At 39.7% G+C, this 25,285-nt stretch carries 19 protein-coding genes and 1 riboswitch; of the genes, 12 read left to right on the top strand and 7 right to left on the bottom strand.

Translation table 11 applies throughout. From position 1 onward, the window contains the following. Positions 1-152: 152 nt before the first annotated feature. The 5 genes from gmhB to H4J69_RS16620 all read right to left on the bottom strand — a co-directional run bounded on the left by gmhB (position 153) and on the right by H4J69_RS16620 (position 7,337). Complete coding sequence (gmhB, locus tag H4J69_RS16640; RefSeq protein WP_182217466.1) at positions 153-689, bottom strand: D-glycero-beta-D-manno-heptose 1,7-bisphosphate 7-phosphatase; 537 nt, start codon at positions 687-689, stop codon at positions 153-155. Between the two features lie 173 nt (positions 690-862). Next, entirely contained in the window at positions 863-1,624 is a 762-nt protein-coding gene (locus tag H4J69_RS16635) for an SDR family oxidoreductase (protein ID WP_182217464.1), read from the bottom strand. 19 nt (positions 1,625-1,643) lie between these two features. After that, on the bottom strand, positions 1,644-2,750 hold the full coding sequence (locus tag H4J69_RS16630; RefSeq protein WP_182244838.1) for an enoyl-CoA hydratase/isomerase family protein: 1,107 nt from the start codon (positions 2,748-2,750) through the stop codon (positions 1,644-1,646). Between the two features lie 49 nt (positions 2,751-2,799). Then, the gene (locus H4J69_RS16625) at positions 2,800-3,843 is read right to left on the bottom strand and encodes an oxidoreductase (RefSeq protein ID WP_182244837.1); all 1,044 of its coding nucleotides are present in this window, start codon (positions 3,841-3,843) and stop codon (positions 2,800-2,802) included. A gap of 113 nt (positions 3,844-3,956) precedes the next feature. Then, positions 3,957-7,337: a methylmalonyl-CoA mutase family protein gene (locus H4J69_RS16620; RefSeq protein ID WP_182251987.1), complete on the bottom strand. Its 3,381-nt coding sequence runs from the start codon at positions 7,335-7,337 to the stop codon at positions 3,957-3,959. Positions 7,338-7,505: 168 nt separating this feature from the next. On the opposite strand from H4J69_RS16620, the gene H4J69_RS16615 reads away from it, so the two are divergent. Next, positions 7,506-8,453: an AraC family transcriptional regulator gene (locus tag H4J69_RS16615; RefSeq protein ID WP_182244835.1), complete on the top strand. Its 948-nt coding sequence runs from the start codon at positions 7,506-7,508 to the stop codon at positions 8,451-8,453. 305 nt (positions 8,454-8,758) lie between these two features. Next, complete coding sequence (gene recQ / locus H4J69_RS16610) at positions 8,759-10,555, top strand: DNA helicase RecQ (protein WP_182244834.1); 1,797 nt, start codon at positions 8,759-8,761, stop codon at positions 10,553-10,555. 139 nt (positions 10,556-10,694) lie between these two features. Here the strand turns inward: recQ and H4J69_RS16605 are convergent, their stop codons facing one another. Then, on the bottom strand, positions 10,695-11,879 hold the full coding sequence (locus tag H4J69_RS16605; protein ID WP_182217453.1) for an acetyl-CoA C-acyltransferase: 1,185 nt from the start codon (positions 11,877-11,879) through the stop codon (positions 10,695-10,697). A 251-nt stretch (positions 11,880-12,130) separates the two neighbouring features. Here H4J69_RS16605 and H4J69_RS16600 point away from each other — a divergent pair, with 251 nt between their 5' ends. The 10 genes from H4J69_RS16600 to H4J69_RS16555 all read left to right on the top strand — a co-directional run bounded on the left by H4J69_RS16600 (position 12,131) and on the right by H4J69_RS16555 (position 22,861). Further along, entirely contained in the window at positions 12,131-12,532 is a 402-nt protein-coding gene (locus H4J69_RS16600; protein ID WP_070376356.1) for a MerR family DNA-binding transcriptional regulator, read from the top strand. A gap of 39 nt (positions 12,533-12,571) precedes the next feature. Beyond that, positions 12,572-13,741, top strand: coding sequence for an isovaleryl-CoA dehydrogenase (locus tag H4J69_RS16595; RefSeq protein ID WP_182217451.1), 1,170 nt, complete (start codon positions 12,572-12,574; stop codon positions 13,739-13,741). Positions 13,742-13,864: 123 nt separating this feature from the next. Then, positions 13,865-15,472, top strand: coding sequence for a carboxyl transferase domain-containing protein (locus H4J69_RS16590; RefSeq protein WP_182217449.1), 1,608 nt, complete (start codon positions 13,865-13,867; stop codon positions 15,470-15,472). 11 nt (positions 15,473-15,483) lie between these two features. Continuing rightward, entirely contained in the window at positions 15,484-16,308 is an 825-nt protein-coding gene (locus H4J69_RS16585) for an enoyl-CoA hydratase/isomerase family protein (RefSeq protein WP_182217447.1), read from the top strand. 34 nt (positions 16,309-16,342) lie between these two features. Beyond that, entirely contained in the window at positions 16,343-18,367 is a 2,025-nt protein-coding gene (locus H4J69_RS16580; RefSeq protein ID WP_070377225.1) for an acetyl/propionyl/methylcrotonyl-CoA carboxylase subunit alpha, read from the top strand. Beyond that, positions 18,367-19,284 (top strand): hydroxymethylglutaryl-CoA lyase, encoded by a 918-nt coding sequence (locus tag H4J69_RS16575; protein WP_182217445.1) that lies wholly within the window; start codon positions 18,367-18,369, stop codon positions 19,282-19,284. The genes H4J69_RS16580 and H4J69_RS16575 overlap by 1 nt, the downstream gene beginning before the upstream one ends. 68 nt (positions 19,285-19,352) lie before the next feature. Further along, complete coding sequence (locus tag H4J69_RS16570; RefSeq protein ID WP_182217443.1) at positions 19,353-20,060, top strand: CoA transferase subunit A; 708 nt, start codon at positions 19,353-19,355, stop codon at positions 20,058-20,060. Between the two features lie 20 nt (positions 20,061-20,080). Then, on the top strand, positions 20,081-20,737 hold the full coding sequence (locus tag H4J69_RS16565; RefSeq protein ID WP_182244833.1) for a 3-oxoacid CoA-transferase subunit B: 657 nt from the start codon (positions 20,081-20,083) through the stop codon (positions 20,735-20,737). Positions 20,738-20,985: 248 nt separating this feature from the next. Then, positions 20,986-21,085, top strand: a riboswitch (cyclic di-GMP riboswitch). A gap of 63 nt (positions 21,086-21,148) precedes the next feature. Beyond that, complete coding sequence (locus tag H4J69_RS16560) at positions 21,149-21,508, top strand: DUF3718 domain-containing protein (protein ID WP_070376350.1); 360 nt, start codon at positions 21,149-21,151, stop codon at positions 21,506-21,508. Positions 21,509-21,706: 198 nt separating this feature from the next. Next, positions 21,707-22,861, top strand: a complete 1,155-nt coding sequence (locus H4J69_RS16555) for a patatin-like phospholipase family protein (protein WP_182217439.1) — start codon at positions 21,707-21,709, stop codon at positions 22,859-22,861. A gap of 320 nt (positions 22,862-23,181) precedes the next feature. On the opposite strand, the gene H4J69_RS16550 is transcribed toward H4J69_RS16555, so the two are convergent. Next, positions 23,182-25,149 carry a monovalent cation:proton antiporter family protein gene (locus H4J69_RS16550; RefSeq protein WP_182217437.1) on the bottom strand — a complete coding sequence of 656 codons (1,968 nt, stop codon included), beginning with the start codon at positions 25,147-25,149 and terminating at the stop codon, positions 23,182-23,184. Positions 25,150-25,285 lie beyond the last annotated feature (136 nt).

The following is a 25,285-nucleotide window of genomic DNA, read 5'->3' as shown; positions in this document are numbered from 1 at the left end:
GATGTAGATAACTTATCAAAACAGCTCTTTCGTGGTTCGTTTTGACTGAACCCCTTGGAACTGGAGCGCATTCTAGACATTTCTCGCTGGGCGTCAACCCTTTTTTGTAATAACTTTGAAATAAACGTTTGTTCGCTTATTTATCGAACAATTTAGCTAATATACGCGCTAGCTTCGCTAATTTTATTGATACGGTCTGCTTTAATCGCCTCATTATCGCTATATTGATCAACAAGCAATATCCTACTTTTTATACCAGCACGCTCAGCAGCCTGCATATCTGATACTTTATCACCAATAAAAATACTCTTTGCCAAATCAATGTCATGCTTTTTAGCAGCTGATAAAATCATACCAGGTTCTGGTTTTCTACAATCACAGGCCACCTTGTATTCACCAACGCCTTTATCTGGATGATGAGGGCAATGATAGACATCTGCAATTACGATCCCTTTCGATTTAAATTGCTTTACCATCCACAGAGTCAGTTGATTAAATTGCTCAACAGTATATTTGCCTCTAGCAATACCCGATTGGTTAGTAATGACAAATATTTCATAACCTTTATTGTGCGCATCCAAACAAACAGTAAAGATATCTTCGACAAATTCAAATGCTTCTTTTTTATAAACGTAACCATGGTCAACATTGATAATGCCGTCCCTGTCTAAAAACAGTGCTTTTTTCATAGTTAATTTCTTTTGACTCAGCGGCTAATGATAGGTTTTTTGATAGATTAATTAATTAATTAAGCCATCGTTCTTAAATCTTTTGCTGCACGAATTCACAAATGCTTTGCAGCATAGATATCTAAGAACGACATTTTGCTCAATATCTGCTGTTAATAAACAGCAGATAATTGTTACATGCAAAGACCGCCATCAATTTCTACGACACGGCCGGTAAAAAACTCATTTTCAAAAATATACTTTACGGTGTGAGCAATTTCATCTGCTTCACCTAAGCGGCCAACAGGTTTCATTTTTTCTAAACGGTCACGCATTTCTGGTTTCATCGCATCAGTCATTGCGGTGCGAATAACACCAGGGGCAATAGCACCAACGCGAATACCATGACGCCCTAACTCGCGCGCCCAAGTAACGGTCATCGCGACAACACCCGCTTTAGATGCAGCATAATTGGTTTGTCCCATATTACCGGCTCTTGCGATGGACGACATATTAATAATGACACCTTTACGTTTACCTTCAATCATGTGAACAGCAGCTTCGCGACCACATAAGAAAACACCCGTTAAATTAACATCGATGACTGATTGAAACTGATCCAATGACATTTTCTTAGCAACGACTCCATCTTTAGCTTTAACGAACATACCGTCACGTAAAATGCCGGCATTGTTAATTAAGCCGTCGATACCTGAAAAATCATCATTAATCTGGCTAAAAATAGCTTCTACTTCACTTTCATTGGTGACGTTGGCTAAATAATACTTTGCTGATGAACCTGCTGCTTCAATAAGTTTTACTGTTTCTTGTAGTAACGTTTCATTTAAATCGATTAACGCTAATTTAGCACCATTCGTTGCTAAGCTAATAGCCATAGAACGTCCTAGGCCTTGTCCACCGCCGGTGATGACAATAACTTTATCATTCAAATCCATTGTTTTTCCTTTATCTCTATTATATTTGTTCGTTGATAGCGCTAAAAAACCAATCAACTAATTTATGGTCAACATCACTAATATTTGAAAAAGCCCAATTTGGATTTTTGTCTTTATCGACTAATAATGCCCTAATACCTTCGCGAGCTTCAGTATACTGACAACAACGAAGGATTAAATTTAACTCTGAAGTAAAACATTCACTCAAACTTAGCGTTTTAGTCGTTTGTAACTGCCTATATATAATACAAGCACTCAATGGGCTACCCGCCAGTAATTTGTTTTTTGCCTTATTCAGCCAATTATTGTCTGTTTGTACATTTAAAATCGCTGTGTGTATATCAGCAATATTATCGAAAGCTAATAATTTTGCTATAGCCACTTCATTGTTTTTTACCTCATTGGGTAAATGGTGTTCAAAACGGTTCGAAAACTCGGTCAATGCTTGCTTTAGCAGAGAGTGATTTCGATCATTGTCTTGCCAGTCAACTGTTAGTAAGTGATCAAAAACACCATTTTTAGATGAACTATCAATAATATAATCCGACAAGCCAAGATAATTAGCATCTACGGCATTAAACACAGCACCGGTGATCCCTAAAAACAAACCAAGATCTTCTGGTGTTTTATTTAAAAACCAACTCGACCCTACATCAGGAAATAGCCCTATTGATACTTCTGGCATTGCCATCAAAGTGCGCTCTGTGGTTACACGATGACTGGCACCAGCAAATAAACCTATGCCGCCGCCCATGATATAACCATCTCCCCAGATCATAATGGGTTTATTAAAATTATGAATTAATTGGTCAAGTACATATTCTTCACTAAAAAATTCATTAGCGAAGCCTGATGTAATGACATCATCATCTATTGGTGTGTCTAGTTCGTGTAAATAGTGATACAGGCTAACAACATCTCCACCAGCACAAAACGCTTTTTCACCCGCGCCCTGTAAAATAACCATCGCGATATTGTCATCTTGCTGCCAAGACGACAGTTTTTTGGTTAACAGCTTAATCATCGAAAGATTTAATGCATTAAGCGATTTAGGCGCATTAAGTTCTGCTATAGCTATCAGTTTATTATTATTGCTGCTTAACTCTTTAAATATCACATCTGTCATTTAATTTAGCTCCGATTTTTTACGGGTTAATGTTCTCTTTGATAGCTATTTAAAGACTAGCATCAATCGCTACGACAGTTCGTCCGGTAACCGTGCCATCGACGTAAGCGTCAAATGCATTCCCTAAATCTCGAAATTCAATGGTCGTAGGAGAAATCAGATCAAGTTTTGTTGGTTTTAAATCTGTTGCTAATCTTTTCCATCCTTGCGTGCGCACTGAAAGTGGCATTTCGACTGAGTTAATACCAAGTAGGCTCACGCCTCTTAATATAAAGGGCATAACAGTGGTCTCTAATTTGAAGCCACCGGCTAAACCAATTGAAGCAATATTTCCCCAAACATGAGTGGTGCGTGTTAACCAAGCTAACGTTTCACCGCCAACACTATCGACCGCCCCACCCCACTGTGCATTTTCTAGCGGTTTGCTGCCCATTTCAATATCATGACGACTAATAAGCTTAACCGCACCGAGCGCTTTTAAATAATCTTCTTGTTCTGTTTTACCCGTAAAAGCAATCACTTCATAACCAATATTTGACAGCATATTAATAGCAAAACTACCAACACCACCGGTAGCGCCAGTGACGACAATAGGACCTCGCTCTGGAATTTGACCATTATCTTCCATACGCTGAATAGCAAGAGCGGCAGTATATCCTGCGGTACCGAGTGCCATCGCATCACGTAAACTCATGCCTGTTGGCAATGCCACGACTGAATCTGCTTTTACCCGCGCATACTCACTGTAACCACCATCATAGAGTTCAGATAATTGTGCGCCGCAAACCAGCACTTTATCGCCGGCTTCAAACCTGTCATCAACAGAGCTAACCACAACACCCGACAAATCAATACCGCCTACTAAGGGATAAGTACGTAAGATTCTTCCTTTCCCTGTGGCAGCTAGAGCATCTTTATAATTAATGTCTGAATAGGCGACTTTAATAACCACTTCACCTGCGGTTAAATCATCAATACCAACTTGCTCAAACCCACTGGTGATTTTTTTCTTATCACCCTCTTGTATTTGATGAATACGAAAAGCCGTAAATTTTTCTGGTACTTGCCTTAACTCCGTGATCAACGTTGACATAATTATTCCTATTCAATTATCTAAATAAAGGTGTATGAAGAATTAACATCAAAGCATAAGTAGTGCACAGGCACTACTTTACTCTAATCTAATAAACTGACTATCTACTAGTGTTACATATTGCGACGATATTGACCGCCTGCTTCAAATAATGAACTGACAATTTGCCCTAAAGAACAAACCTTACAAGCATCCATCATTAATTCAAAAATATTTTCATGATTAATGGCGGCTGTTTGTAAACGCTTCAGTAAGACTTCTACTTCTGCTGCATTAGCTTTGTTTAAACTCGCTAACATATCAATTTGATAAGTTTTTTCTTCTTCGGTAGCGCGAATAACTTCTTCAGGCACAATCGTTGGCGAACCCGTTGAACTAAGGAAAGTATTTACGCCTATAATAGGATATTCACCTGAGTGCTTTAAATGCTCGTAATACATACTTTCTTCTTGAATTTTTCCACGCTGATACATAGTTTCCATGGCACCAAGTACACCACCACGTTCGTTAATACGATCAAATTCAGTTAATACCGCATCTTCAACTAAGTCAGTTAACTCTTCAATAATGAACGCGCCTTGAATAGGGTTTTCATTTTTAGAAAGTCCTAATTCACGGTTGATGATTAATTGAATCGCCATCGCACGACGAACACTGTCTTCGGTAGGCGTAGTAATAGCTTCATCATAAGCATTAGTATGCAAAGAGTTACAGTTATCGTTTATCGCATAAAGTGCTTGTAATGTGGTACGAATATCATTGAAATCAATTTCTTGAGCATGCAATGAACGACCTGATGTTTGAATATGATATTTCAACATTTGTGCACGAGCATTGGCACCATATTTATTCTTCATCGCTTTTGACCAAATACGACGAGCCACTCGGCCAATGACAGCGTATTCTGGGTCGATACCGTTTGAGAAGAAAAACGATAAGTTAGGACCAAATTCATTAATGTCCATACCGCGGCTTAAGTAATATTCAACAAAAGTAAAACCGTTTGCCAACGTTAACGCCAATTGAGTGATCGGATTCGCACCAGCTTCTGCTATATGATAGCCAGAAATAGACACTGAATAGAAATTACGCACACCTTTTTCAATAAAGTACTCTTGCACATCACCCATTAAACGTAGGGCAAATTCAGTGGAGAAAATACAGGTATTTTGCGCTTGATCTTCTTTTAAAATATCGGCTTGTACCGTGCCACGCACTAGCGTTAAGGTTTTAGCTTTTATCGCTTGATATACCGCTGGAGGTAAAACTTGATCGCCAGTAACACCAATTAACATCAAACCTAAACCGTCGTTGCCTTCGGGTAATTCACCTTGATAGCTTGGACGTTCACAGCCTTTGTCTTTATAAATTTTAGCTATAGTTGCGGCTACTTCTTTTTCCAAACCATTTTCGGTAATAAAACGCTCACATTGTTGATCGATAGCGGTATTTAAGAAAAAACCTAACAACATCGGCGCAGGGCCATTAATGGTCATGGAAACCGACGTCATCGCATGAGCTAAGTCAAAACCAGAATACAGTTTCTTGGCATCATCTAAACAACAAATAGAAACGCCGGCATTACCTATTTTTCCATAAATATCAGGACGAATAGCTGGATCGTTACCGTATAGGGTCACTGAATCAAATGCTGTTGATAAGCGTTTAGCCGGCATACCTTTTGAAACATAATGAAAACGACGGTTGGTTCTTTCTGGGCCGCCTTCACCCGCGAACATACGTGTTGGGTCTTCGCCTTCACGCTTAAAGGGGAATAAACCAGCGGTATACGGAAATTCACCCGGTACATTTTCTTGTAAGTTCCACTTTAAGATATCGCCCCACCCCTGATATTTAGGCATACTAATTTTAGGGATATCGCTACCAGAAAGTGATTTTGAATGAGTGGCTATCGACAGTTCTTTGTCTCGTACTTTAAATTTAAATTCAGGGTCTTTATAACGCTGAACTTTAGTCGCCCATTGCTCGAGTAATAATTTGTTTTTAGGGTCTAAGTCTAATTCGACTTGAGTATAAAGCGCTTCAAGTTGCGTCACTAAATCAGCAGAAACCACCGTTTCAGTGTCTTTTGCCGTTTCAATCGCCTGATGAATACCATAAAGCTTTTGTGCAACCGTTGTTTGTTTTTCAACCCGAGCATCATAACCGCGATTACTTTCTGATATTTCAGATAAATAACGAATACGATTACCTGGGATCACGCTACTTTTATTGGCTAATGTGCCTTCGGTAGAGAGAATATCACCAACAATTAAGCCCGCTTTAGTGTTTAATGCTGTGATCACCGCATTATATAATTCGGTCATACCACGGTCGTTAAATTGTGAAGCTATCGTGCCGTAAACGGGTACTTCATCATCACCGGCTTCAAACATGCCACGGTTACGTTTATATTGTTTTTTCACGTCACGCAAGGCATCTAAAGCGCCCCGTTTATCAAATTTATTGAGCGCAATAATATCAGCAAAATCGAGCATATCGATTTTTTCTAATTGTGTTGCCGCGCCGTACTCTGGCGTCATCACATATAAAGAAACATCGGAATGTTCTTCAATTTCGGTATCTGATTGACCAATACCCGAAGTTTCTAGAATAATTAAGTCGAAATCGGTCGCTTTTAAAATTTCTAAAGTGTCATTAACATAAACAGACAATGCCAAATTTGACTGACGTGTGGCTAACGAACGCATGTAAACGCGATCATTGTTTACCGCATTCATACGAATTCGGTCACCGAGTAATGCACCACCGGTTTTACGCTTAGACGGGTCAACCGAAACAATGGCAATTTTGCTGTCTGCTGTTGCCATTAAAAAGCGGCGAATTAATTCATCAACCAGCGAAGATTTACCTGCACCACCGGTACCGGTAATACCTAATACCGGTGTTTTACTTGCTGAAGCAATTTTACGAATTTTCTCTAAATCGGCTTTATTTTCTTTTGGCGCATTTTCAGCCGCTGAAATTAAACGCGCAATCGCTTGTTTGTCATTTTTCTTTAAATTAGCAACATCGTCTTTTTTAACATTGACGCCAGTTTTAAAATCACAGCGCTCTAACATGTCATCAATCATGCCTAATAAACCCAGTGCACGGCCGTCATCAGGAGAATAAATACGGGTAATACCATAATCTTGTAGCATTTTAATTTCGTCAGGTAGTATCACGCCACCGCCGCCGCCAACGATACGAATATGTTCACAACCTCGTTCTTTAAGTAAGTCGTACATATATTTAAAATATTCGTTATGCCCACCTTGATAAGAAGTCATCGCAATAGCATTAGCATCTTCTTGAATCGCGGTATTAACCACTTCTTCAACACTGCGGTCATGGCCCAAATGAATAACTTCAGCACCACTTGATTGTAAAATTCGGCGCATAATATTAATCGCAGCATCGTGCCCATCAAAAAGTGATGCGGCAGTGACAATTCTAATTTTATTCTTGAGTTGGTATCTTTCAGTTGTCATTTTGAATTCTCTTTTATTAACTTACTCACCATTATAGGTGTAATATTTGTAGGTGTAATTTTTGGTGCTGAATTGCTATTTAAATTTTTTATTAATAATATTAAATCATAAAGAAAATGGTATTAACATTGATTTTATTGCTAATTTGATGGACTATCTTGTTATGGAATGAAAACGCGTAGCTTATTAATTATGCTTCAACAATCAAAGTCAGCAAAGCCGATAAAAACAGCAACTATCATTGATGATATTCGTTTACTTATTCCCGTTTTTTTATTGAAAAAATTGCAAGTTCATCCGCTAACCTCCAGTCTTTATCCATTATCGCTTGGGAAGCATTCAGATATTTCTTATCAAATAAATAAAAAAAACAGTGACCATCACAGCTTACTTTATTGTCAATCAACTAGCGCAACTCTAGACTATAAAAACAAAGTTAGAGAAGTTAAATCGGGCGATCTTGTTATTATACCAGCCAATGCGAGTTTTAAATTTACCGCCATTAACAGAGAAAATAACAGTGAAATTAAAAACAAGTCAGGAAAAGTCTATTGGTTAAATTTTAAAGGCGATCTCGCCAGTAATTTTGCCGAACGTTTATTAATGAAAATGGATGATGGCCTCGCACACGTCGGGAATGTAGATGAAGTGATCCGAGATTTTGACAATTTATTAGCGCTAGGTCGCCGCGGCTATACCGCTACTAATGTTATTCACGCGGTACATATTTTACAGCAAACCTTAAGCTTTTTAGCATTACAGTTGCGTTTAACTGACTTTAATAAAAGTTCTACTTTTGATATTGATGCGGTCGAACGTTTAATGCGCAATAATCTTCATCAAGAATTGAGTTTGGATACATTAGCGCATTACAGCCAGCTATCTAAATTTCATTTTTCAAAGAAGTTTAAAGAACTCACCGATACATCACCAATACAGCACTTTATTAATATGAAAATTCAACGCGCCTGCTCTGAGCTTGATAATAGCTCACAGACTATTAAAGATATTAGTGAGGGCTTGGGATATAGCGACCCTTACTATTTTTCACGCCTGTTTAAAAAATCGCTAGGAATGTCACCAAAGCAATATCGTGACTCTCGTCACAGTGCTTAAAAAAATAACTAGCAGTACGAGTATTAGCAATTTATTTAGCCAATAGCTAACTGTTGACCACAATAGCAAAGCGTTAACTATAGTAGTCTAATTTTACTCACCTTCATTTATAACGGCGTTGATGATACCTTTATCATATAATTGCTCGTTAAAAGTAAATAATCATTGCCTGCTATACTCAAGGTTACGCGATAACATCATCTATACTTAACTTTTAACCCGCTATTTAATACTCACCACTTAATATCACTTAATCTATGCTATTTAATTTCACTGACTTGTCTAGCGTTAAAAAGGAAATCAATATGGATATCAATACGGCAAAATCGGTTTTACAAAATACCTTTGGTTACGCTGACTTTCGACATCAACAAGCGAAAATAATTAGTGAATTAATCAGTGGCGCAGATGTTTTTACGCTTATGCCAACCGGTGGTGGAAAGTCACTATGCTATCAAATACCAGCGATAGTCCGTGATGGCGTAGGCATAGTGGTGTCGCCACTAATAGCGTTAATGAAAGATCAAGTTGATGCGCTAAAACTACAAGGCGTAAAAGCAGAGTTTTTAAATTCGTCGCAGGACCATGAAGAACAAAATCGTGTCGAGCAGCTAATAAGATCAGGCAATGTCGACTTATTGTACGTTGCGCCAGAGCGACTATTGAGTGATTATTTTCTAAACCTTATTGATAATATTACCATTGCACTCTTTGCCTTTGATGAAGCACATTGTGTTTCACAATGGGGTCACGATTTCAGACCTGAATACCAACAACTGTCCATTATCAGCCAGCGATATCCCCACACGCCTAAAATTGCCTTAACAGCGACAGCGGATATGAAAACGCGAGATGAAATTGTTCAAGTATTAAATTTAACGGCTGCTAAAATCTTTGTTCATAGTTTTGACAGACCCAATATTCAGTATCGGATCAGTGAACAAAAAAATAACAAAGAACAGCTCCTTAAATTTATCAATACCGAACATAACAATGATGCCGGTATCGTTTATTGTCTTTCAAGAAAATCTGTTGAGGCCACAGCTCAATGGCTGAGTGAACAAGGAAAAGTTGCTTTGCCTTATCATGCAGGTTTGGCCAATAATATTAAAGATAGCAATCAACAACGTTTTCTCAGAGAAGACGGCATCATAATCGTTGCCACCATTGCCTTTGGTATGGGTATTGATAAGCCCGATGTTAGGTTTGTTGCCCATTTAAATTTGCCTAAAAGTATTGAGGCCTACTACCAAGAAACTGGCCGAGCAGGCCGTGATGGTATGCCCGCCAATACTTGGTTAGCGTATGGCATGCAAGATGTTATTAAGCTAAAACAAATGACAAGTCAAAGTACTAGTAATGAACAGTTCAAGTTTATAACTCAACGTAAAATTGATGCCCTGCTTGGTTATTGCGAAGTGTGCTCTTGCCGCCGGCAAGTATTACTCAATTATTTTGGTGAAACGTTAGCTGAGCCTTGTGGAAATTGTGATAACTGTTTGAATCCACCCATAACATGGGATGGCACTGCTGCCGCTAGAAAAGCACTTTCAACGGTTTATCGAACGGGCCAAAGATTTGGTGTAGGCCATCAAATTGATGTCTTGTTAGGTAAGCAAACCCCTAAAGTTATTCAGGTCAATCACCAACAACTTTCTACCTATGGTATTGGTAAAGAGCATAAAGCAGAGGAATGGCAAACTGTGTTTAGGCAACTCATTTCAATGGGATATTTAGCCGTAGAAATGGAATATGGCGCTTTAAAACTTACTGAAAAATCTCGACCTTTATTAAAAGGCGAACTGACCATACAACTCAAGGTAAGAGAATACGGTAAGGCAAAGCTTGCGCGAAAATCAAAACAACCTAATGCCAGCAATTTATCAACACAAGAAGAAACCGTATTTGAAAAGCTCAAGCAACAAAGAGCATTATGGGCAAAAGAGAGAAATGTACCATCATTCGTTATTTTTCATGACGCTACCTTAATGGATATAGCCAAAGCTAATCCCAAAAACTCAGCGCAACTATTAAACGTTAATGGTATAGGTAAAACAAAACTTGAGCTTTATGGTGAAAAAATTATCGCACTACTCCACTAGCTAAAACCCTTGTCTTTGTTCAAAATACGTCTGTGCAATCAATTGAGCATTAATAAAAAAGCCGCAATGACTTAACATAGCGGCTTTAAAAATTTAATTTTTATCAGCATTACCTGAAAATAACAGCGAACTTAATGGTCTAAAACATTTCAACCGCAATCGCTGTAGCTTCACCACCACCAATACAAAGAGAGGCTAAACCTTTTGATAAACCTTTGTTTTTCAATGCATGGATTAGCGTTACCATAATACGAGCACCACTAGCACCTAAAGGATGACCCAGTGCACAAGCGCCACCATTGACATTCACTTTTTCAACATCTAAGGCTAACTCTTTAATCGCTAACATGGTAACCATGGCAAATGCTTCATTAATTTCCCATAGATCAACATCTGCAGCCGTCCAGTTTGCTTTTGCTAAAACTTTATTCATTGCGCCAACGGGTGCTACCGTAAACTCTTCAGGTTTTTGTGCATGCGTTGCATGAGCAACAATTTTACATAAAGGGCGTAGACCACGTTTTTCTGCTTCTGACTGTTTCATCATCACTAATGCCGCAGCACCATCTGAAATAGAGCTAGAGTTTGCAGCCGTAATAGTCCCGTCTCTTTTAAAAGCGGCACGTAATGAAGGTATTTTATCAGGGCGGGCATTACCCGGCTGTTCATCTATTGCAAAGACAGAGTCGCCACGACGAGATTTAATCGTTACTGGCGATATTTCATTTTCGAAAGCACCGGCAGCAATCGCTGCATTGGCACGTGCTAATGAGCGAATAGCATATTCATCCATGTCTTCACGAGTAAACCCAGCATCATCGGCAGTTTCTTGTGCGAAACACCCCATAGCTATACCATCATAGGCATTTTCTAAACCATCAGTCATCATATGATCAAGAATTTGACCATGTCCCATTTTTATACCACTGCGACCTTTAGGTAAAAGGTGCGGTGCATTAGTCATGCTTTCCATACCACCGGCAACAGCAACATTAATAGAGCCAGCCATCAGTGAATCATGTGCTTGCATTGCAGCTTTCATTCCAGAGCCACAGACTTTATTAATGGTGGTACAAACTGTTGATAATGCCAAATCAGCCGCCAAAGCTGCTTGACGAGCAGGCGCTTGTTTTAAACCTGCAGGCAATACACACCCCATGATTACTTCATCAACTTGATCGTTAGCAATATTTGCCGCAGCAAGTGCGCCGCGTATAGCCGTTGCGCCTAAGTCAGGTGAAGTTACAGCAGATAATCCGCCCATAAAACCACCCATAGGGGTTCTAGACGCTGAAACAATAACAATAGGATCTGTAGTAGACATGAAAGCTCTCCGAGATAAAAATAAAAAGGGATAAATTAATGATTAACACCATAACTTATATTTGACGTTTACGCCAACGTAAACTTTAATAGTAAGGACACAATTATAGCCAATTTATATAGTAACGATTTTAACTGAGCGGGTAAATTATTGACGGGATATTTATTAGCAGCTTGATGAAAAAAGCTCTTACTTTACGTTAACGTAAACTTCCTGTAAGGTGAGTGCATAACATAAATGTAGAGTTTTTCATGGCAGAATTAAAAGCACGGACTTTTTCAATCAGCGATCTTTCTAAAGAGTTCGATATTACGACTCGCAGTATTCGTTTTTACGAAGATCAAGGCTTGCTTGCCCCGACTCGCAAAGGACAAACTCGAATTTATAACCAAAGAGATAAAGTTCGACTAAAGTTAATTTTACGCGGTAAACGCTTGGGGTTTTCATTAGCCGAAACAGGTCGCATCTTTGAATTATACGATTTAGACAATACCAGCGCCAGCCAATTAAAACTGATGATGGATATTATTGAACAAAAAAAATCAGACTTACATCAACAACTCGACGATATAAAAGTGGTGTTGATGGAATTAACAAATTTAGAAGAAAGCTGTTTAGCTACTTTATCAGCTATCGACAATACAAAAACCTAACGCATAACTTTACGTAGCTAACTAAGCTAAGGAAATAACATGATTTCTACTTTTTCATCATTAAACTTTAATCTAGGCGAAACCGTTGAGATGATCCGCGAGTCAGTTAACGCTTTCTCTCGTGACGAAATTGCTCCACGTGCCGCACAAATAGATATTGATAACGAATTCCCAAATGATTTATGGCGCAAATTTGGTGATTTAGGCTTATTAGGCATGACCGTTGACGAAGAATATGGCGGTTCAGGCTTAGGCTATTTAGAACATATGGTGGCAATGCAAGAAATTTCACGTGCGTCTGCTTCTGTTGGTCTAAGTTACGGTGCTATGTCTAACCTTTGTTTAAATCAATTAAACAAAAACGGTTCGCATGAACAAAAAGCTAAATATTTACCAAAACTTTGTAGCGGTGAGCATATTGGCGCATTAGCGATGAGTGAACCTAATGCAGGTTCTGATGTAGTCAGCATGAAATTGCGCGCCGACAAAAAAGGCGACAAGTATATTTTAAATGGCAACAAAATGTGGATCACCAATGGTCCTGATGCCAACGTTTATGTTATTTACGCAAAGACTGATACTTCAGCGGGTTCAAAAGGCATTACTGCTTTTATCGTTGAGCGTGATTACCCAGGTTTTTCTCGTCATCAAAAATTAGACAAATTAGGTATGCGCGGTTCAAACACCTGTGAATTAGTTTTCCAAGACTGTGAAGTACCAGCAGAAAACATTTTAGGTGAAGAAGGTAAAGGCGTTCGAGTCTTAATGTCTGGCCTTGATTACGAGCGTATCGTATTAACCGGTGGACCTTTAGGTATTATGGATGCGTGTATGGACTTAGTTGTTCCTTATATTCATGACCGCAAACAGTTCGGTCAATCCATTGGTGAGTTCCAATTGATCCAAGGTAAAATTGCCGATATGTACACCCAAATGAATGCGGCTAAATCTTATGCTTATTTATGTGCACAAGCGGCCGACAGAGGTGAAACCACACGTAAAGATGCGGCCGGTGTTATCTTAGTTGCTGCAGAACTTGCGACAAAAATGGCCTTAGATGCTATTCAATTACTTGGCGGAAATGGTTACATCAATGAATTTCCAGCAGGTCGTTTGTTACGTGATGCTAAATTATATGAAATTGGCGCAGGTACTTCAGAAATTCGTCGTATGCTAATAGGTCGAGAGTTATTCGCCGAGTCTATATAAGGTTATAACTTGCTACAGCCTCTCGATTTAGAGAGGCTGATGAGAGCCACACTGCTCTTGTTTAGCGCGTAACATTAAAGCTAATGTTCTTACTGATAAAATTCCATAATAAAGGCAAATATCGTGGCTAAAATAATTTCAAAAATCAATGTACGCAGCCCAGAATTCATTGAAAACGCTGCTCATATGCAAGTTCAAGTAGACGATTTAAAAGTAAAGCTTGAGCAAATAAAATTAGGTGGCGGACAGCGCAGCCGTGATCGTCATTTATCTCGCGGTAAATTATTACCACGCGATCGCGTTAATGCCCTACTTGATGCTGGCTCACCATTTTTAGAATTATCTCAACTAGCCGCTTATGAAGTTTATGAAGCAGATGTTCCCGCTGCTGGTATTATCACCGGCATTGGCCGAGTTGGTGGACAAGAGTGTGTTATTGTCGCTAACGACGCTACCGTAAAAGGCGGAACCTATTTTCCGCTAACGGTAAAAAAACATCTTCGCGCACAAACGATTGCCCAAGAAAACAACTTACCCTGTATTTATTTAGTCGACTCTGGTGGCGCTAACTTGCCTAACCAAGACGAGGTTTTCCCTGATAGAGAACACTTTGGTCGCATATTCTTTAATCAAGCAAATATGTCAGCACAAGCCATACCGCAAATTGCTGTTGTTATGGGCTCTTGTACTGCAGGTGGCGCTTATGTACCCGCAATGGCCGATGAATCTATTATTGTTAAAGAACAAGGCACTATATTTTTAGCTGGACCGCCGTTAGTTAAAGCCGCGACTGGCGAAGTCGTTAGTGCTGAAGACTTAGGTGGCGCAGACATACATTGTCGTACCTCTGGTGTCGCCGATCATTACGCACAAAATGATCATCACGCTTTAGAAATTGCCCGCAGTATCGTTGGTAATTTAAATCGTGTTAAACCGGTAACCATGAATATTCAACCTATTGTTGAGCCCGCTTACGACGCACAAGAAATATACGGTGTGGTACCCAAAGATGCCCGCCAACCTTTTGATATTCGTGAAATTATCGCCCGTGTCGTTGATGGTAGTAATTTTGATGAATTTAAAGCCCTTTATGGCACGACTTTAGTCTGTGGTTTTGCACGGATATTTGGCTACCCCGTAGGCATTATCGCCAATAACGGCATTCTCTTTGGCGAATCAGCTCAAAAAGGTGCTCATTTTATTGAATTATGTGCACAACGAAAAATTCCTTTAGTCTTCTTACAAAACATCACCGGATTTATGGTCGGTAAGCAATACGAAGCAGGCGGTATAGCTAAGCATGGTGCAAAAATGGTCACCGCCGTTGCCACGGCACAAGTCCCCAAATTTACCGTGCTAATTGGTGGTAGTTTCGGCGCAGGTAACTATGGTATGTGTGGTCGTGCTTACGATCCACGCTTCTTATTTATGTGGCCAAATGCCCGTATTTCAGTGATGGGCGGTGAACAAGCGGCTGGCGTTTTAGCACAAGTTAAACGTGACCAAAAAGACAAACTCGGTGAACCGTGGAGCGAGCAAGAAGAAGCTGACTTTAAACAACCGATTATTGATACTTATGAGCATCAAGGCCACCCTTACTATGCTTCAGCTCGCTTATGGGATGATGGTATTATTGACCCTGCTGATACTCGTCAAATATTAGGTTTAGCCATTTCTGCTTCGTTGAATAAACCTATTGAGGATACCAAATTTGGTATCTTTAGAATGTAGGGCTGAACAAGATGACACCATTAAAAGAGATCAATACCGGTCAAGTATTATTTAACGTAGACCGTTACGGGGTAGCAACAGTTACCTTAAATAATCCTGACAAGCACAATGCTTTTGACGACAAAATTATCGCCCAATTAACGATGATATTTATCGAAATAGCCCAACGCGACGATATTCACCTGATGATACTCGCATCGACTGGCAAAAGTTTTTCTGCTGGGGCTGACTTAGCGTGGATGAAGCGCATGGCCAGTTACTCATATGAAGAAAACTTACGTGATGCTAACGCGCTTGCTCAGATGTTACATGCACTTAATTTTCTACCGCAAACCACTATTGCACAAATACAAGGTGCTGCTTTTGGCGGCGCAGTGGGTTTAGCCAGTTGTTGTGACATTGTTATCGCCAGCAATAAAGCCAGCTTTTGTCTCAGTGAAGTTAAATTAGGTTTAATTCCTGCGACCATCAGCCCTTATGTCGTCAATGCTATTGGCCAAAAAGCCAGTCGTCGATACTTTCAAACGGCAGAACGTTTCTTTGCAGACAAAGCGCAACAGTTAGGCTTAGTTGATGAGATTGTTTCGTTAGAAGCGTTAGAAAGCACCGTTATTGATATGGTGAGTACAATATTGAGCAACGGCCCGAAAGCCGTTCGTCAAGCAAAACAACTTGCTTTAGATGTCGCTTATCAAGAAATTAATCTTGAATTACTTAGCATGACCAGTGAACGCATCGCATCAATTCGCGTTTCTGCAGAAGGCCAAGAAGGCTTAACTGCTTTTTTTGAAAAACGACCAGCAAGCTGGCAAAAAGAACCGACGAGTGAAGGATAAAAACATGTCTCAACTAACAACTAAAACAGCTAAAATGTTTACTAAAATTCTTATTGCCAACCGTGGTGAAATCGCCTGTCGCGTAATTAAAACTGCTCGTAAAATGGGTATTTTAACCGTTGCCGTATATTCTGATGCTGATGCTGACTCGCTTCATGTCAACATGGCTGATGAAGCCATTTACCTTGGTCCATCGCCCTCTCGCGAAAGCTATTTATTATCAGAGAAAGTGATTGAAGCAGCAAAACGTACTGGCGCTCAAGCCATTCACCCTGGTTATGGTTTTCTCTCAGAAAATGCTGACTTTTGTCGTCGATGTAGCGATGAAAACATCGTTTTTATTGGTCCGCCCGTTGCGGCCATTGAAGCGATGGGGTCAAAGTCTGCCGCTAAAAACATTATGGAAAAAGCCAATGTTCCCTTAGTCCCTGGTTATCATGGTGATGATCAATCCGAAGCCATCATTAAAAAAGCGGCTGACGATATGGGCTATCCGGTATTGTTAAAAGCTACCGCCGGTGGTGGTGGTAAAGGCATGCGACAAGTGTGGAGCGAAGCTGAGTTTAGTGAAGGTTTTGCTGCCGCTAAACGTGAAGCAATGTCATCCTTTGGTGATGATAGAATGCTGGTTGAAAAGTATCTAACACAACCTCGCCATGTTGAAATTCAAGTATTTTGTGATAATCATCAACATGCCGTTTACTTATTTGAACGTGATTGTTCAGTGCAACGCCGTCATCAAAAAGTTATTGAAGAAGCGCCAGCCTTTAAAATGAGTGAAAAGCTACGTAAAGCGATGGGCGAATCTGCGATAAAATCTGCCCAGGCTATTGGTTATCAAGGCGCAGGCACGGTAGAATTTTTACTGGATGTTGACGGTTCATTCTACTTTATGGAAATGAACACTCGCTTACAAGTAGAGCACCCGGTGACTGAAATGATCAGTGGCCAAGATCTAGTCGAATGGCAATTAAGAGTTGCTGCTGGTGAAGTTTTACCAAAAACACAAGAACAGTTAGTCATTAATGGCCACTCTTTTGAAGCGCGAATTTACGCTGAAGACCCAAATAATGATTTTTTACCCGCAACGGGCACGCTAGATTTTTTACAACCGCCAGCAGAAAGCGCACATGTTCGTGTTGATACCGGTGTTCGTCAAGGTGATGAGGTGAGTGTATTTTACGATCCTATGATAGCCAAGCTAATTGTCTGGGATGAAAATCGTGAAAAAGCACTGCAACGCTTAACAAAAGCCTTGTCGGAATATCGTATTAAAGGTGTTACCACCAATATTGATTTTCTTTATAACTTAGCGACATCAAAACCGTTTATTAATGAAGAAATAGATACCAGCTTTATCGAGAAATACGACAGTGAAATATTTCATGATAACAAACAAGCGTTAGCCGACGAATTACCGATGGCAGCTTTGTATTTAGTGCTTTCACTGGCTGAACAAGCGAAACAAAAAGCAGCAACGACCAAAGATCCTTTTTCTCCTTGGAATAATACCTCGGCGTGGCGCTCTAACGAAGCGCATAATCACCGAGTAGTTCTTGCTCATAATGATATTGAATATCCAGTGACTGTTGAACAGAAACGTCAAGGTAATCGTAGTTACTATTTAATTTCAGTTGCAGGACGAACAGTTGATTGCCAAGGTCGAATTGCCGGTGACACACTCCATGTCAGTATTGATGGCTATCGCAGTCAAGCCACTATCGCCCACAACATTGACAGTTCAGGTGATCAAATTAGCTTATATCGTCAAAATGGCGTTTTTAACTTTATTCATATTAAACCTGATTGTGGTGACAACAATGCTGATGATAATCATGGCGGCCTATTAGCACCGATGAACGGTACTATGGTCAGCGTGTTAGTCAAAGCCGGCGATAGTGTGACTAAGGACCAACCCTTAATGATCATGGAAGCGATGAAAATGGAGCACACCATTCGAGCACCTGAAGACGGTACCATTGATACCTTATTCTACGCCGAAGGTGACATGGTTGATGGCGGCAGCGAATTACTTGCTTTTACGCCACAGGAATCATAATGAGCTCCCTTGCTAATAATACCTTACCTAAAAAAGTAAAAATCGTTGAGGTTGGCCCGCGTGATGGCCTACAAAATGAAAAACAACAAATCAGTGCCGAAGATAAAATTGCCTTAATTAATCTGCTCAGTGATGCCGGAGTCACTTACATTGAGAGTGGCAGCTTTGTTTCTCCGAAATGGGTGCCTCAAATGGCAACATCGACTGATGTTTTCAATGGAATAGCACGTAAAAAAGGGGTCACTTACGCTGCCCTCACGCCAAATATGAAAGGTTTTGAAGCGGCTGTAGCGGTTAATGCCAGCGAAGTTGCCATTTTTGGCGCGGCCTCTGAAGCGTTTAGTCAAAAAAACATTAACTGTTCAATTGCTGAAAGCCTTGAGCGATTTGAACCGATAATGGCTGCAGCCAAAAAATTAAACATTCCGGTACGAGGCTATGTTTCTTGTGTTGTCGGTTGTCCTTACGAGGGTGAAGTATCACCAGAAAAAGTGGCTGAAGTGGCTGAAAAACTTTACCAAATGGGCTGTTATGAAATATCGCTTGGCGATACGGTTGGTGTAGGCACACCTGTTAATGTACAGAAGATGTTACAAGCGGTTAGTGCCCGTGTACCTAAGGCTAAACTAGCGGTTCATTTTCATGATACCTATGGTCAGGCGTTAACTAACATTTACACCGCTTTACAAAATGGTATTGCCGTTATTGATAGTGCCATTGCTGGATCGGGTGGTTGCCCTTATGCTAAGGGCGCTTCAGGTAATGTTGCCACTGAAGATGTGGTTTATTTACTCAATGGTTTAGGTATTAATAGCGGTATTAATTTAGATAAATTAGTCCATGCCGGTTGGTTTATCAGTGATAAATTAGGTAAAACCCCGGCATCTAAAGTTTCTAATGCCTACCGTGCACAGTAATAAATATAATAATAAATGACGATGTATGATAAATACTCTATAGAAATAAATGTAATGAGGATTAAATAATGGCCGGATTTGACAAAGTAGTAGCAAGCTATGAAGAAGCGATGGCAGGACTTGAAGACGGCATGACCGTTATCTCGGGTGGCTTTGGTTTATGTGGTATCCCAGAAAATCTAATTAGTGAAATAAAGCGCAAAGGCACTAAAGCATTAACGATGGTTTCAAATAACTGTGGTGTCGATGATTTCGGTTTAGGTGTGTTACTGCAAGACCGTCAAATCAAAAAAATTGTTGCATCATATGTTGGTGAAAACGCTGAATTTGAACGTCAAATGATGAATGGTGAATTAGAAGTAGAACTCACACCACAAGGCACTTTAGCTGAAAAAATGCGAGCTGGTGGTGCTGGTATACCTGCTTTTTTTACGGCAACAGGTTATGGAACACCGGTAGCAGAAGGTAAAGAAGAGCGTGAAATAGACGGTAGAATGTATATCCTTGAGCCCGCAATTAAAGGTGACTTTGCAATTGTTAAAGCCTGGAAAGCCGACCGTTACGGTAATTTGGTTTTTAGAAAAACAGCACGTAACTTTAATCCTATGGCAGCAACGGCAGGCAAAATTACCGTCGTTGAAGTTGAAGAGATAGTTGAACCTGGCGAGCTAGACCCAGACCAAATCCATACACCAGGTATCTATGTTAATCGATTGATTTTAGGTACATTTGAAAAACGCATTGAACAACGAACTGTTCGTACTGCTCAGTCATAAATAATTCCGGAGACTAAACAATGGCTTTAACAAGAGAACAGCTAGCACAACGTGTAGCACAAGAATTACAAGACGGTTATTACGTTAACTTAGGTATAGGTATTCCAACGTTAGTTGCTAACTATATTCCTGCGGGAATAGAAGTGATGCTTCAATCTGAAAATGGTTTACTTGGCATGGGACAGTTTCCCACCGAAGACGAAATTGATGCAGATTTAATTAATGCCGGTAAACAAACGGTCACGATGGCAAAAGGTGCCTCTATCTTTGATAGTGCCGAGTCATTCGCAATGATACGTGGCGGACATGTCGACTTAACAGTACTAGGTGCCTTTGAGGTCGATGTAAACGGTAACATTGCTTCATATATGATCCCAGGCAAGCTGATTAAAGGTATGGGCGGTGCTATGGATTTAGTTGCGGGTGCTGACAATATTATTGTTACTATGACTCACGCTTCTAAACATGGTGTTTCAAAACTTTTATCTAACTGCACTTTACCGTTAACAGGTAAGTGTTGTATTAAAAGAGTACTCACTGATTTAGCCTTTATCGAAATTAAAGATGGCAAGTTTCATTTATTAGAGCGAGCACCAGGGGTCAGTATTGAGGAAATAATAAAACTCACTGAAGGTGAATTAATTGTTCCTGAGCATGTCCCTGAAATGAAATTTTAATAACCTAGCGGCATATTAATCATACGATTAAATAAAAAAAGAGCTTTAGCTCTTTTTTTTTACTCTATATTTTAACATTACATTAAAGTTCACTTAATGGTTTTGATAGTCACCATTCGATTAAGCACATGTTCTATTTGAAAAAAAATTGATAAAAGTGTTTTTTTTATTAAATTTCTTTACGCATGTCACTAGCGTATTACACATTTTTCTTGCATTTATTGGCTCAATTCGCAATACTAAAAGGGACAAAGAAAAGGCAAAACACGTGAAATCGTGTTACGCAAAACCACCGGTCTAAGGGATTTATGTTTTATATATAAATTCTATGACAGCGGAGTCACCTCGTTATACAAGGTACATCCCGTGGTTTTTTCCTTTACTAACTAAATTAATTACAAGGTTACTAAAATGAAAAAATTATTACTAGCTTCTACCATCACTATTTTAACATTAACGTCTGTTGTATCGGCGCCGAAAGCACAAGCTGCTGACATCGCTCAAAGCGTTTGCCAGTATGTAGCTGCAGACGACAAGAAACGCATGCGTTCGTTCTTAAAAACGAATAGATTAAAAATTCGCACTATCTTTCATGGTATTGAGTGTAATGGACAGAATCTGTTGGCGTTTGCATCGTCTAATGGTTCAGTTAAAACAGGTTCTTTGATGATTTCAAAGTTACCAAAGAAAGTTGTTTCTGAAAACTTAGCTATTTTGCAAACCGGATCGCAACCATTGATAGACGCAGCTAACGAACGCGTTAGCAGCTAAACTTATTTTTTAGTAGATGTTATTTGTTCAATCAAGTGTACTGTTTTACTAGATAATAATTCTATGTCATTTTAAAAAGCCTGCTTCTGCAGGCTTTTTTTTGCCTTAGTCATTTCAATCTATTTTTTGACTCGTTAAGCTAGCACCAGGTTAAAAAACTGATTACACTTAAGTTATACGAAGAAGACTGCGATATACATGTTGAATAAAAGAAGTTATAAAGACAGTAAGAATGCTTTAGTACTTACTGGCGGTGGCGCTCGAGCGGCTTATCAAGTAGGTGTGCTTTCTGCCATATCAAAATTTGTCCCTAGAAATCATGGCATCCCCTTTCCCATTATATGTGGCACCTCTGCTGGTGCTATAAATACCACAGCGCTAGCCTGTTATTCTTCATGCTTTCATTTGGGGGTAAAAAAATTAGAATGGGTTTGGAAGAATATTAATACCAGTCGAATATACCATAGTGATGGTATTCGGGTTTTCTCACATTTGGCGAAAGGTATGCTGGCAAGTTTCCAAGCAGATTATGCCAATAAAAGTGCGCGTAGTTTACTAAACAACGCGCCACTTCGTGACTTACTGAATATGGTGGTCGACTTTAAACGTATCGACACCAATATTTTACGTGGCTATTTATCTGCAGTTTCTATTACTGCATCAAGTTACAGTAATGGCGATTCAATTAGTTTTTATCAATCTGATGAGTCTATTTCTCCTTGGTTTCGCGCTAAACGTCGTGGTGAGCCTTGCCAAATTAATAGTGAGCACTTAATGGCTTCTGCCGCTATTCCCCTTGTGTTTCCTTCAATCAAAATTCGCCAAGAGCATTATGGTGATGGGTCTATACATCAACTTTCACCGTTAAGCCCTGCGATACACTTAGGTGGAGAAAATTTGTTTATTGTTGGTGTTGATCAACCTAAAGCACCACTTCATAGTAAAGTGAATAATCCTCATCCTCCGACAACCTCTACTGTTGCCGGTCATTTACTTGATACTATTTTCTCAGATACATTACACAGCGATATTGAACGTCTAGAACGAATTAATGAAACAATAAAACTTATACCACCAGAACTTAGAAAAGAAAAAGATGGTTTAAAACCGATATCATCATTTCTCCTTAATCCCAGTCATGACTTTAATGCCATGGCCGTAGAGTATTTTTCAGACCTACCACTATCGATACGTTTATTATTACGCAGCGTAGGTATCTCTAATGACTCTGAATCAAGTATTGTTAGTTATTTATTATTTGAAAAAAATTATTGTCGGCAGTTAATTAAACTGGGATTTGAAGATGCTATGGAGCAAGAGACTGCGATTAGAAAATTTTTATCTCTTGAATAGCGATCCATTGCTAAAGTAATAAAGTAAACGCCTTGTTGAACAAGGCGTTTATTGGCTTAGTACACTGCGGACAACCAAGAAAAAATTCCCCCTCTCTTGGATGAAATGTCCTGCTCGTTATACTCATCTAGACCTAACAACACTGCGGACAACCAAGAAATAAGTTACCCCTCTCTTGGATAAAATGTCCTGCTCGTTATACTAATCTAGACCTAACAACACTGCGGACATCCAAGAAAAAGTTCCCCTCTCTTGGATGAAATGTCCTGCTCGTTATACTCATCTAGACCTAACAACACTGCGGACAGTCAAAGGAAAAGCTAAACCCCCTTTTGAACAAAGCGCTCTGCTCGTTCTACTCGTCGAGGCTTTCCGCGTACAATCAGGGTATCCTGAGCTTGAAGAATAGTGGCTTCATCGGGTTGCTCTGATTCAATATTGTTACGGCGAAGCGCAACCACCGTGACCCGTTTTGCCGATAAATTCAGTGACGCTATAGAATGCCCATTAGCATAAGAGTTTTCCGTTAATATAATCCCATTAGCGAATTCAATGCGATCCATAGCATCAGGGCTCATGTCAGTATGCTCACCCTGAAAAAACCCATGCAAATGGCTGTAGTGGTCTTTACGTTCTTTTTGTACACGGCGAATAATACGAGAGAAAGGCACTCCGGTTAAAGATAACACTTGAGAGACCAGCATTAAGCTGCCCTCTAAACTCTCTGGTACCACTTGATTAGCACCCGCTTCTTGCAATGCTTGTAGTTGATCGTCATTTCGAGTGCGGACAAGGATAGGAACATCGGGTGATAATGATCTAACTTTTTGAATAACCTCAAGTGATTGTTTGTCCTCACCAAAAGCAATAACAACAAGCTTAGCTTTCGACAAGTGAGCTGCTTGTAATAATTCAGTTTGTCTTGATGAGCCAAAAAGCACATTTTCTCCTGCTTCACGCGCTTTTGTTGCCCTAAGTGGGTCAATATCGATAGCAACAAACTTAATCGACTCTTGCTTTAAAAAGCGACTCACCGTTTGGCCAATTCGACCAAAACCACAAATAATGACATGGTCACTTAACTCTGTTTGCTCGGGAAGTTCAGCTAAATGATCGGTATCTATGGGCTTTTCGTTACTCAACATCAACGACCAACGACGAGCATTGTTAATCATATAAGGTGTTATCGCCATACTCAATACACCTGCGCCTAACAAGATAGAAGCAGTTTCAACCGGTAACAATTTAACCTGATTGGCTAAAGCGATAAGCACAAAACCAAATTCACCCATCTGTGCCAACATAATACCTGCAGCCCAAGCATCTTTAGCCGCTTCTCCTGCGCGTTTTGCTAAGAAGGCGATAATGAGTATCTTAACCACCATAAAGCTGACCATAACGCCGATAATAACCAATGGTGAGGAATAAACGATGCCGATGTCGAGTTTCATACCGACCGTTACAAAAAATAAACCTAGCAAGATATCACGATAAGGCCGAATATCGGCTTCAAGCTGATACTTGTACTGGCTTTCACCTAACATCATACCTGCGAGAAAAGCCCCTAAAGCCATAGATAAGCCAAACCATTGCGTCAATGATGATGCGACTAAGGTAACTAATAAGGTTGTTAAAACAAATAATTCATCGGTTCTAACTTGCGCCACTAAATTAAATAAACGTGGTAGCAACCATTTTCCGGCAAACATTAACAAGGTAACGACAAAGACGCCTTTAACTAGAGCAATCAGTAGCTCAACAACCATTGAACTATCAGACTCTTGGGCAAACATCGGGATGATAATTAATAAGGGAACAACGGCTACATCCTGAAAAAGTAAGATAGCAACAGAGAGCTGCCCAGACTTTCTTTTCATTGCGCCCGTTTCACTCAATTGCCGAATAACGATGGCTGTTGAAGAAAGCGCTATAATACCACCAATAATCAAAGCACTAGCAAATGTCTGACCAAACAACAAAGCAATGCCCATAAAAAAAGCTAGCGAAATACCTACTTGAAGACTACCAACCGCTAAGACCAGATGGCGCATGGCGATTAATTTAGGTAATGAAAATTCTAAGCCTAGGGTAAAAAGTAAAAAGACGATACCTAACTCAGCAAAGTGATCGTAATCCACTTGGTCTTGAACCAAAGATAAACCATGATCACCAACCAGCATACCTGCCACTAAGTAGGCTAAAATTGCCGGTAAGTGTAAACGGCGAAATAACCAAACAATAAGTACAGCACTTGATAGAATAGCTAAGAGTTCAAAATGACCTGTCACAAAAAATCCTTATTTTATCATTCGCATCGGTATTAAATTTATAAAAATAGAGTGAGCACTACTGAGTCTAAAGCAATTATCGGTAGTTTGACAGCGGCAACTCCTTGCCATTAATGAATTGTCAAAAATTCGTCAA

Source organism: Colwellia sp. BRX10-9 (genome assembly GCF_014077405.1).
Classification (GTDB): domain Bacteria; phylum Pseudomonadota; class Gammaproteobacteria; order Enterobacterales; family Alteromonadaceae; genus Colwellia_A.
This window is presented reverse-complemented; position numbering and strand designations above follow the sequence as displayed.

What these genes read in the sequence shown, in the direction of transcription:
- gmhB (WP_182217466.1), bottom strand. Translation starts at nt 689, where the DNA reads ATGAAAAAAGCACTGTTTTTAGACAGGGACGGCATTATCAATGTTGAC.
- H4J69_RS16565 (WP_182244833.1), top strand. Translation starts at nt 20,081, where the DNA reads ATGGCTTTAACAAGAGAACAGCTAGCACAACGTGTAGCACAAGAATTA.
- H4J69_RS16635 (WP_182217464.1), bottom strand. Translation starts at nt 1,624, where the DNA reads ATGGATTTGAATGATAAAGTTATTGTCATCACCGGCGGTGGACAAGGC.
- H4J69_RS16615 (WP_182244835.1), top strand. Translation starts at nt 7,506, where the DNA reads ATGAAAACGCGTAGCTTATTAATTATGCTTCAACAATCAAAGTCAGCA.
- H4J69_RS16605 (WP_182217453.1), bottom strand. Translation starts at nt 11,879, where the DNA reads ATGTCTACTACAGATCCTATTGTTATTGTTTCAGCGTCTAGAACCCCT.
- H4J69_RS16570 (WP_182217443.1), top strand. Translation starts at nt 19,353, where the DNA reads ATGGCCGGATTTGACAAAGTAGTAGCAAGCTATGAAGAAGCGATGGCA.
- H4J69_RS16585 (WP_182217447.1), top strand. Translation starts at nt 15,484, where the DNA reads ATGACACCATTAAAAGAGATCAATACCGGTCAAGTATTATTTAACGTA.
- H4J69_RS16620 (WP_182251987.1), bottom strand. Translation starts at nt 7,337, where the DNA reads ATGACAACTGAAAGATACCAACTCAAGAATAAAATTAGAATTGTCACT.
- H4J69_RS16595 (WP_182217451.1), top strand. Translation starts at nt 12,572, where the DNA reads ATGATTTCTACTTTTTCATCATTAAACTTTAATCTAGGCGAAACCGTT.
- H4J69_RS16625 (WP_182244837.1), bottom strand. Translation starts at nt 3,843, where the DNA reads ATGTCAACGTTGATCACGGAGTTAAGGCAAGTACCAGAAAAATTTACG.
- H4J69_RS16600 (WP_070376356.1), top strand. Translation starts at nt 12,131, where the DNA reads ATGGCAGAATTAAAAGCACGGACTTTTTCAATCAGCGATCTTTCTAAA.
- recQ (WP_182244834.1), top strand. Translation starts at nt 8,759, where the DNA reads ATGGATATCAATACGGCAAAATCGGTTTTACAAAATACCTTTGGTTAC.
- H4J69_RS16555 (WP_182217439.1), top strand. Translation starts at nt 21,707, where the DNA reads ATGTTGAATAAAAGAAGTTATAAAGACAGTAAGAATGCTTTAGTACTT.
- H4J69_RS16630 (WP_182244838.1), bottom strand. Translation starts at nt 2,750, where the DNA reads ATGACAGATGTGATATTTAAAGAGTTAAGCAGCAATAATAATAAACTG.
- H4J69_RS16580 (WP_070377225.1), top strand. Translation starts at nt 16,343, where the DNA reads ATGTTTACTAAAATTCTTATTGCCAACCGTGGTGAAATCGCCTGTCGC.
- H4J69_RS16575 (WP_182217445.1), top strand. Translation starts at nt 18,367, where the DNA reads ATGAGCTCCCTTGCTAATAATACCTTACCTAAAAAAGTAAAAATCGTT.
- H4J69_RS16560 (WP_070376350.1), top strand. Translation starts at nt 21,149, where the DNA reads ATGAAAAAATTATTACTAGCTTCTACCATCACTATTTTAACATTAACG.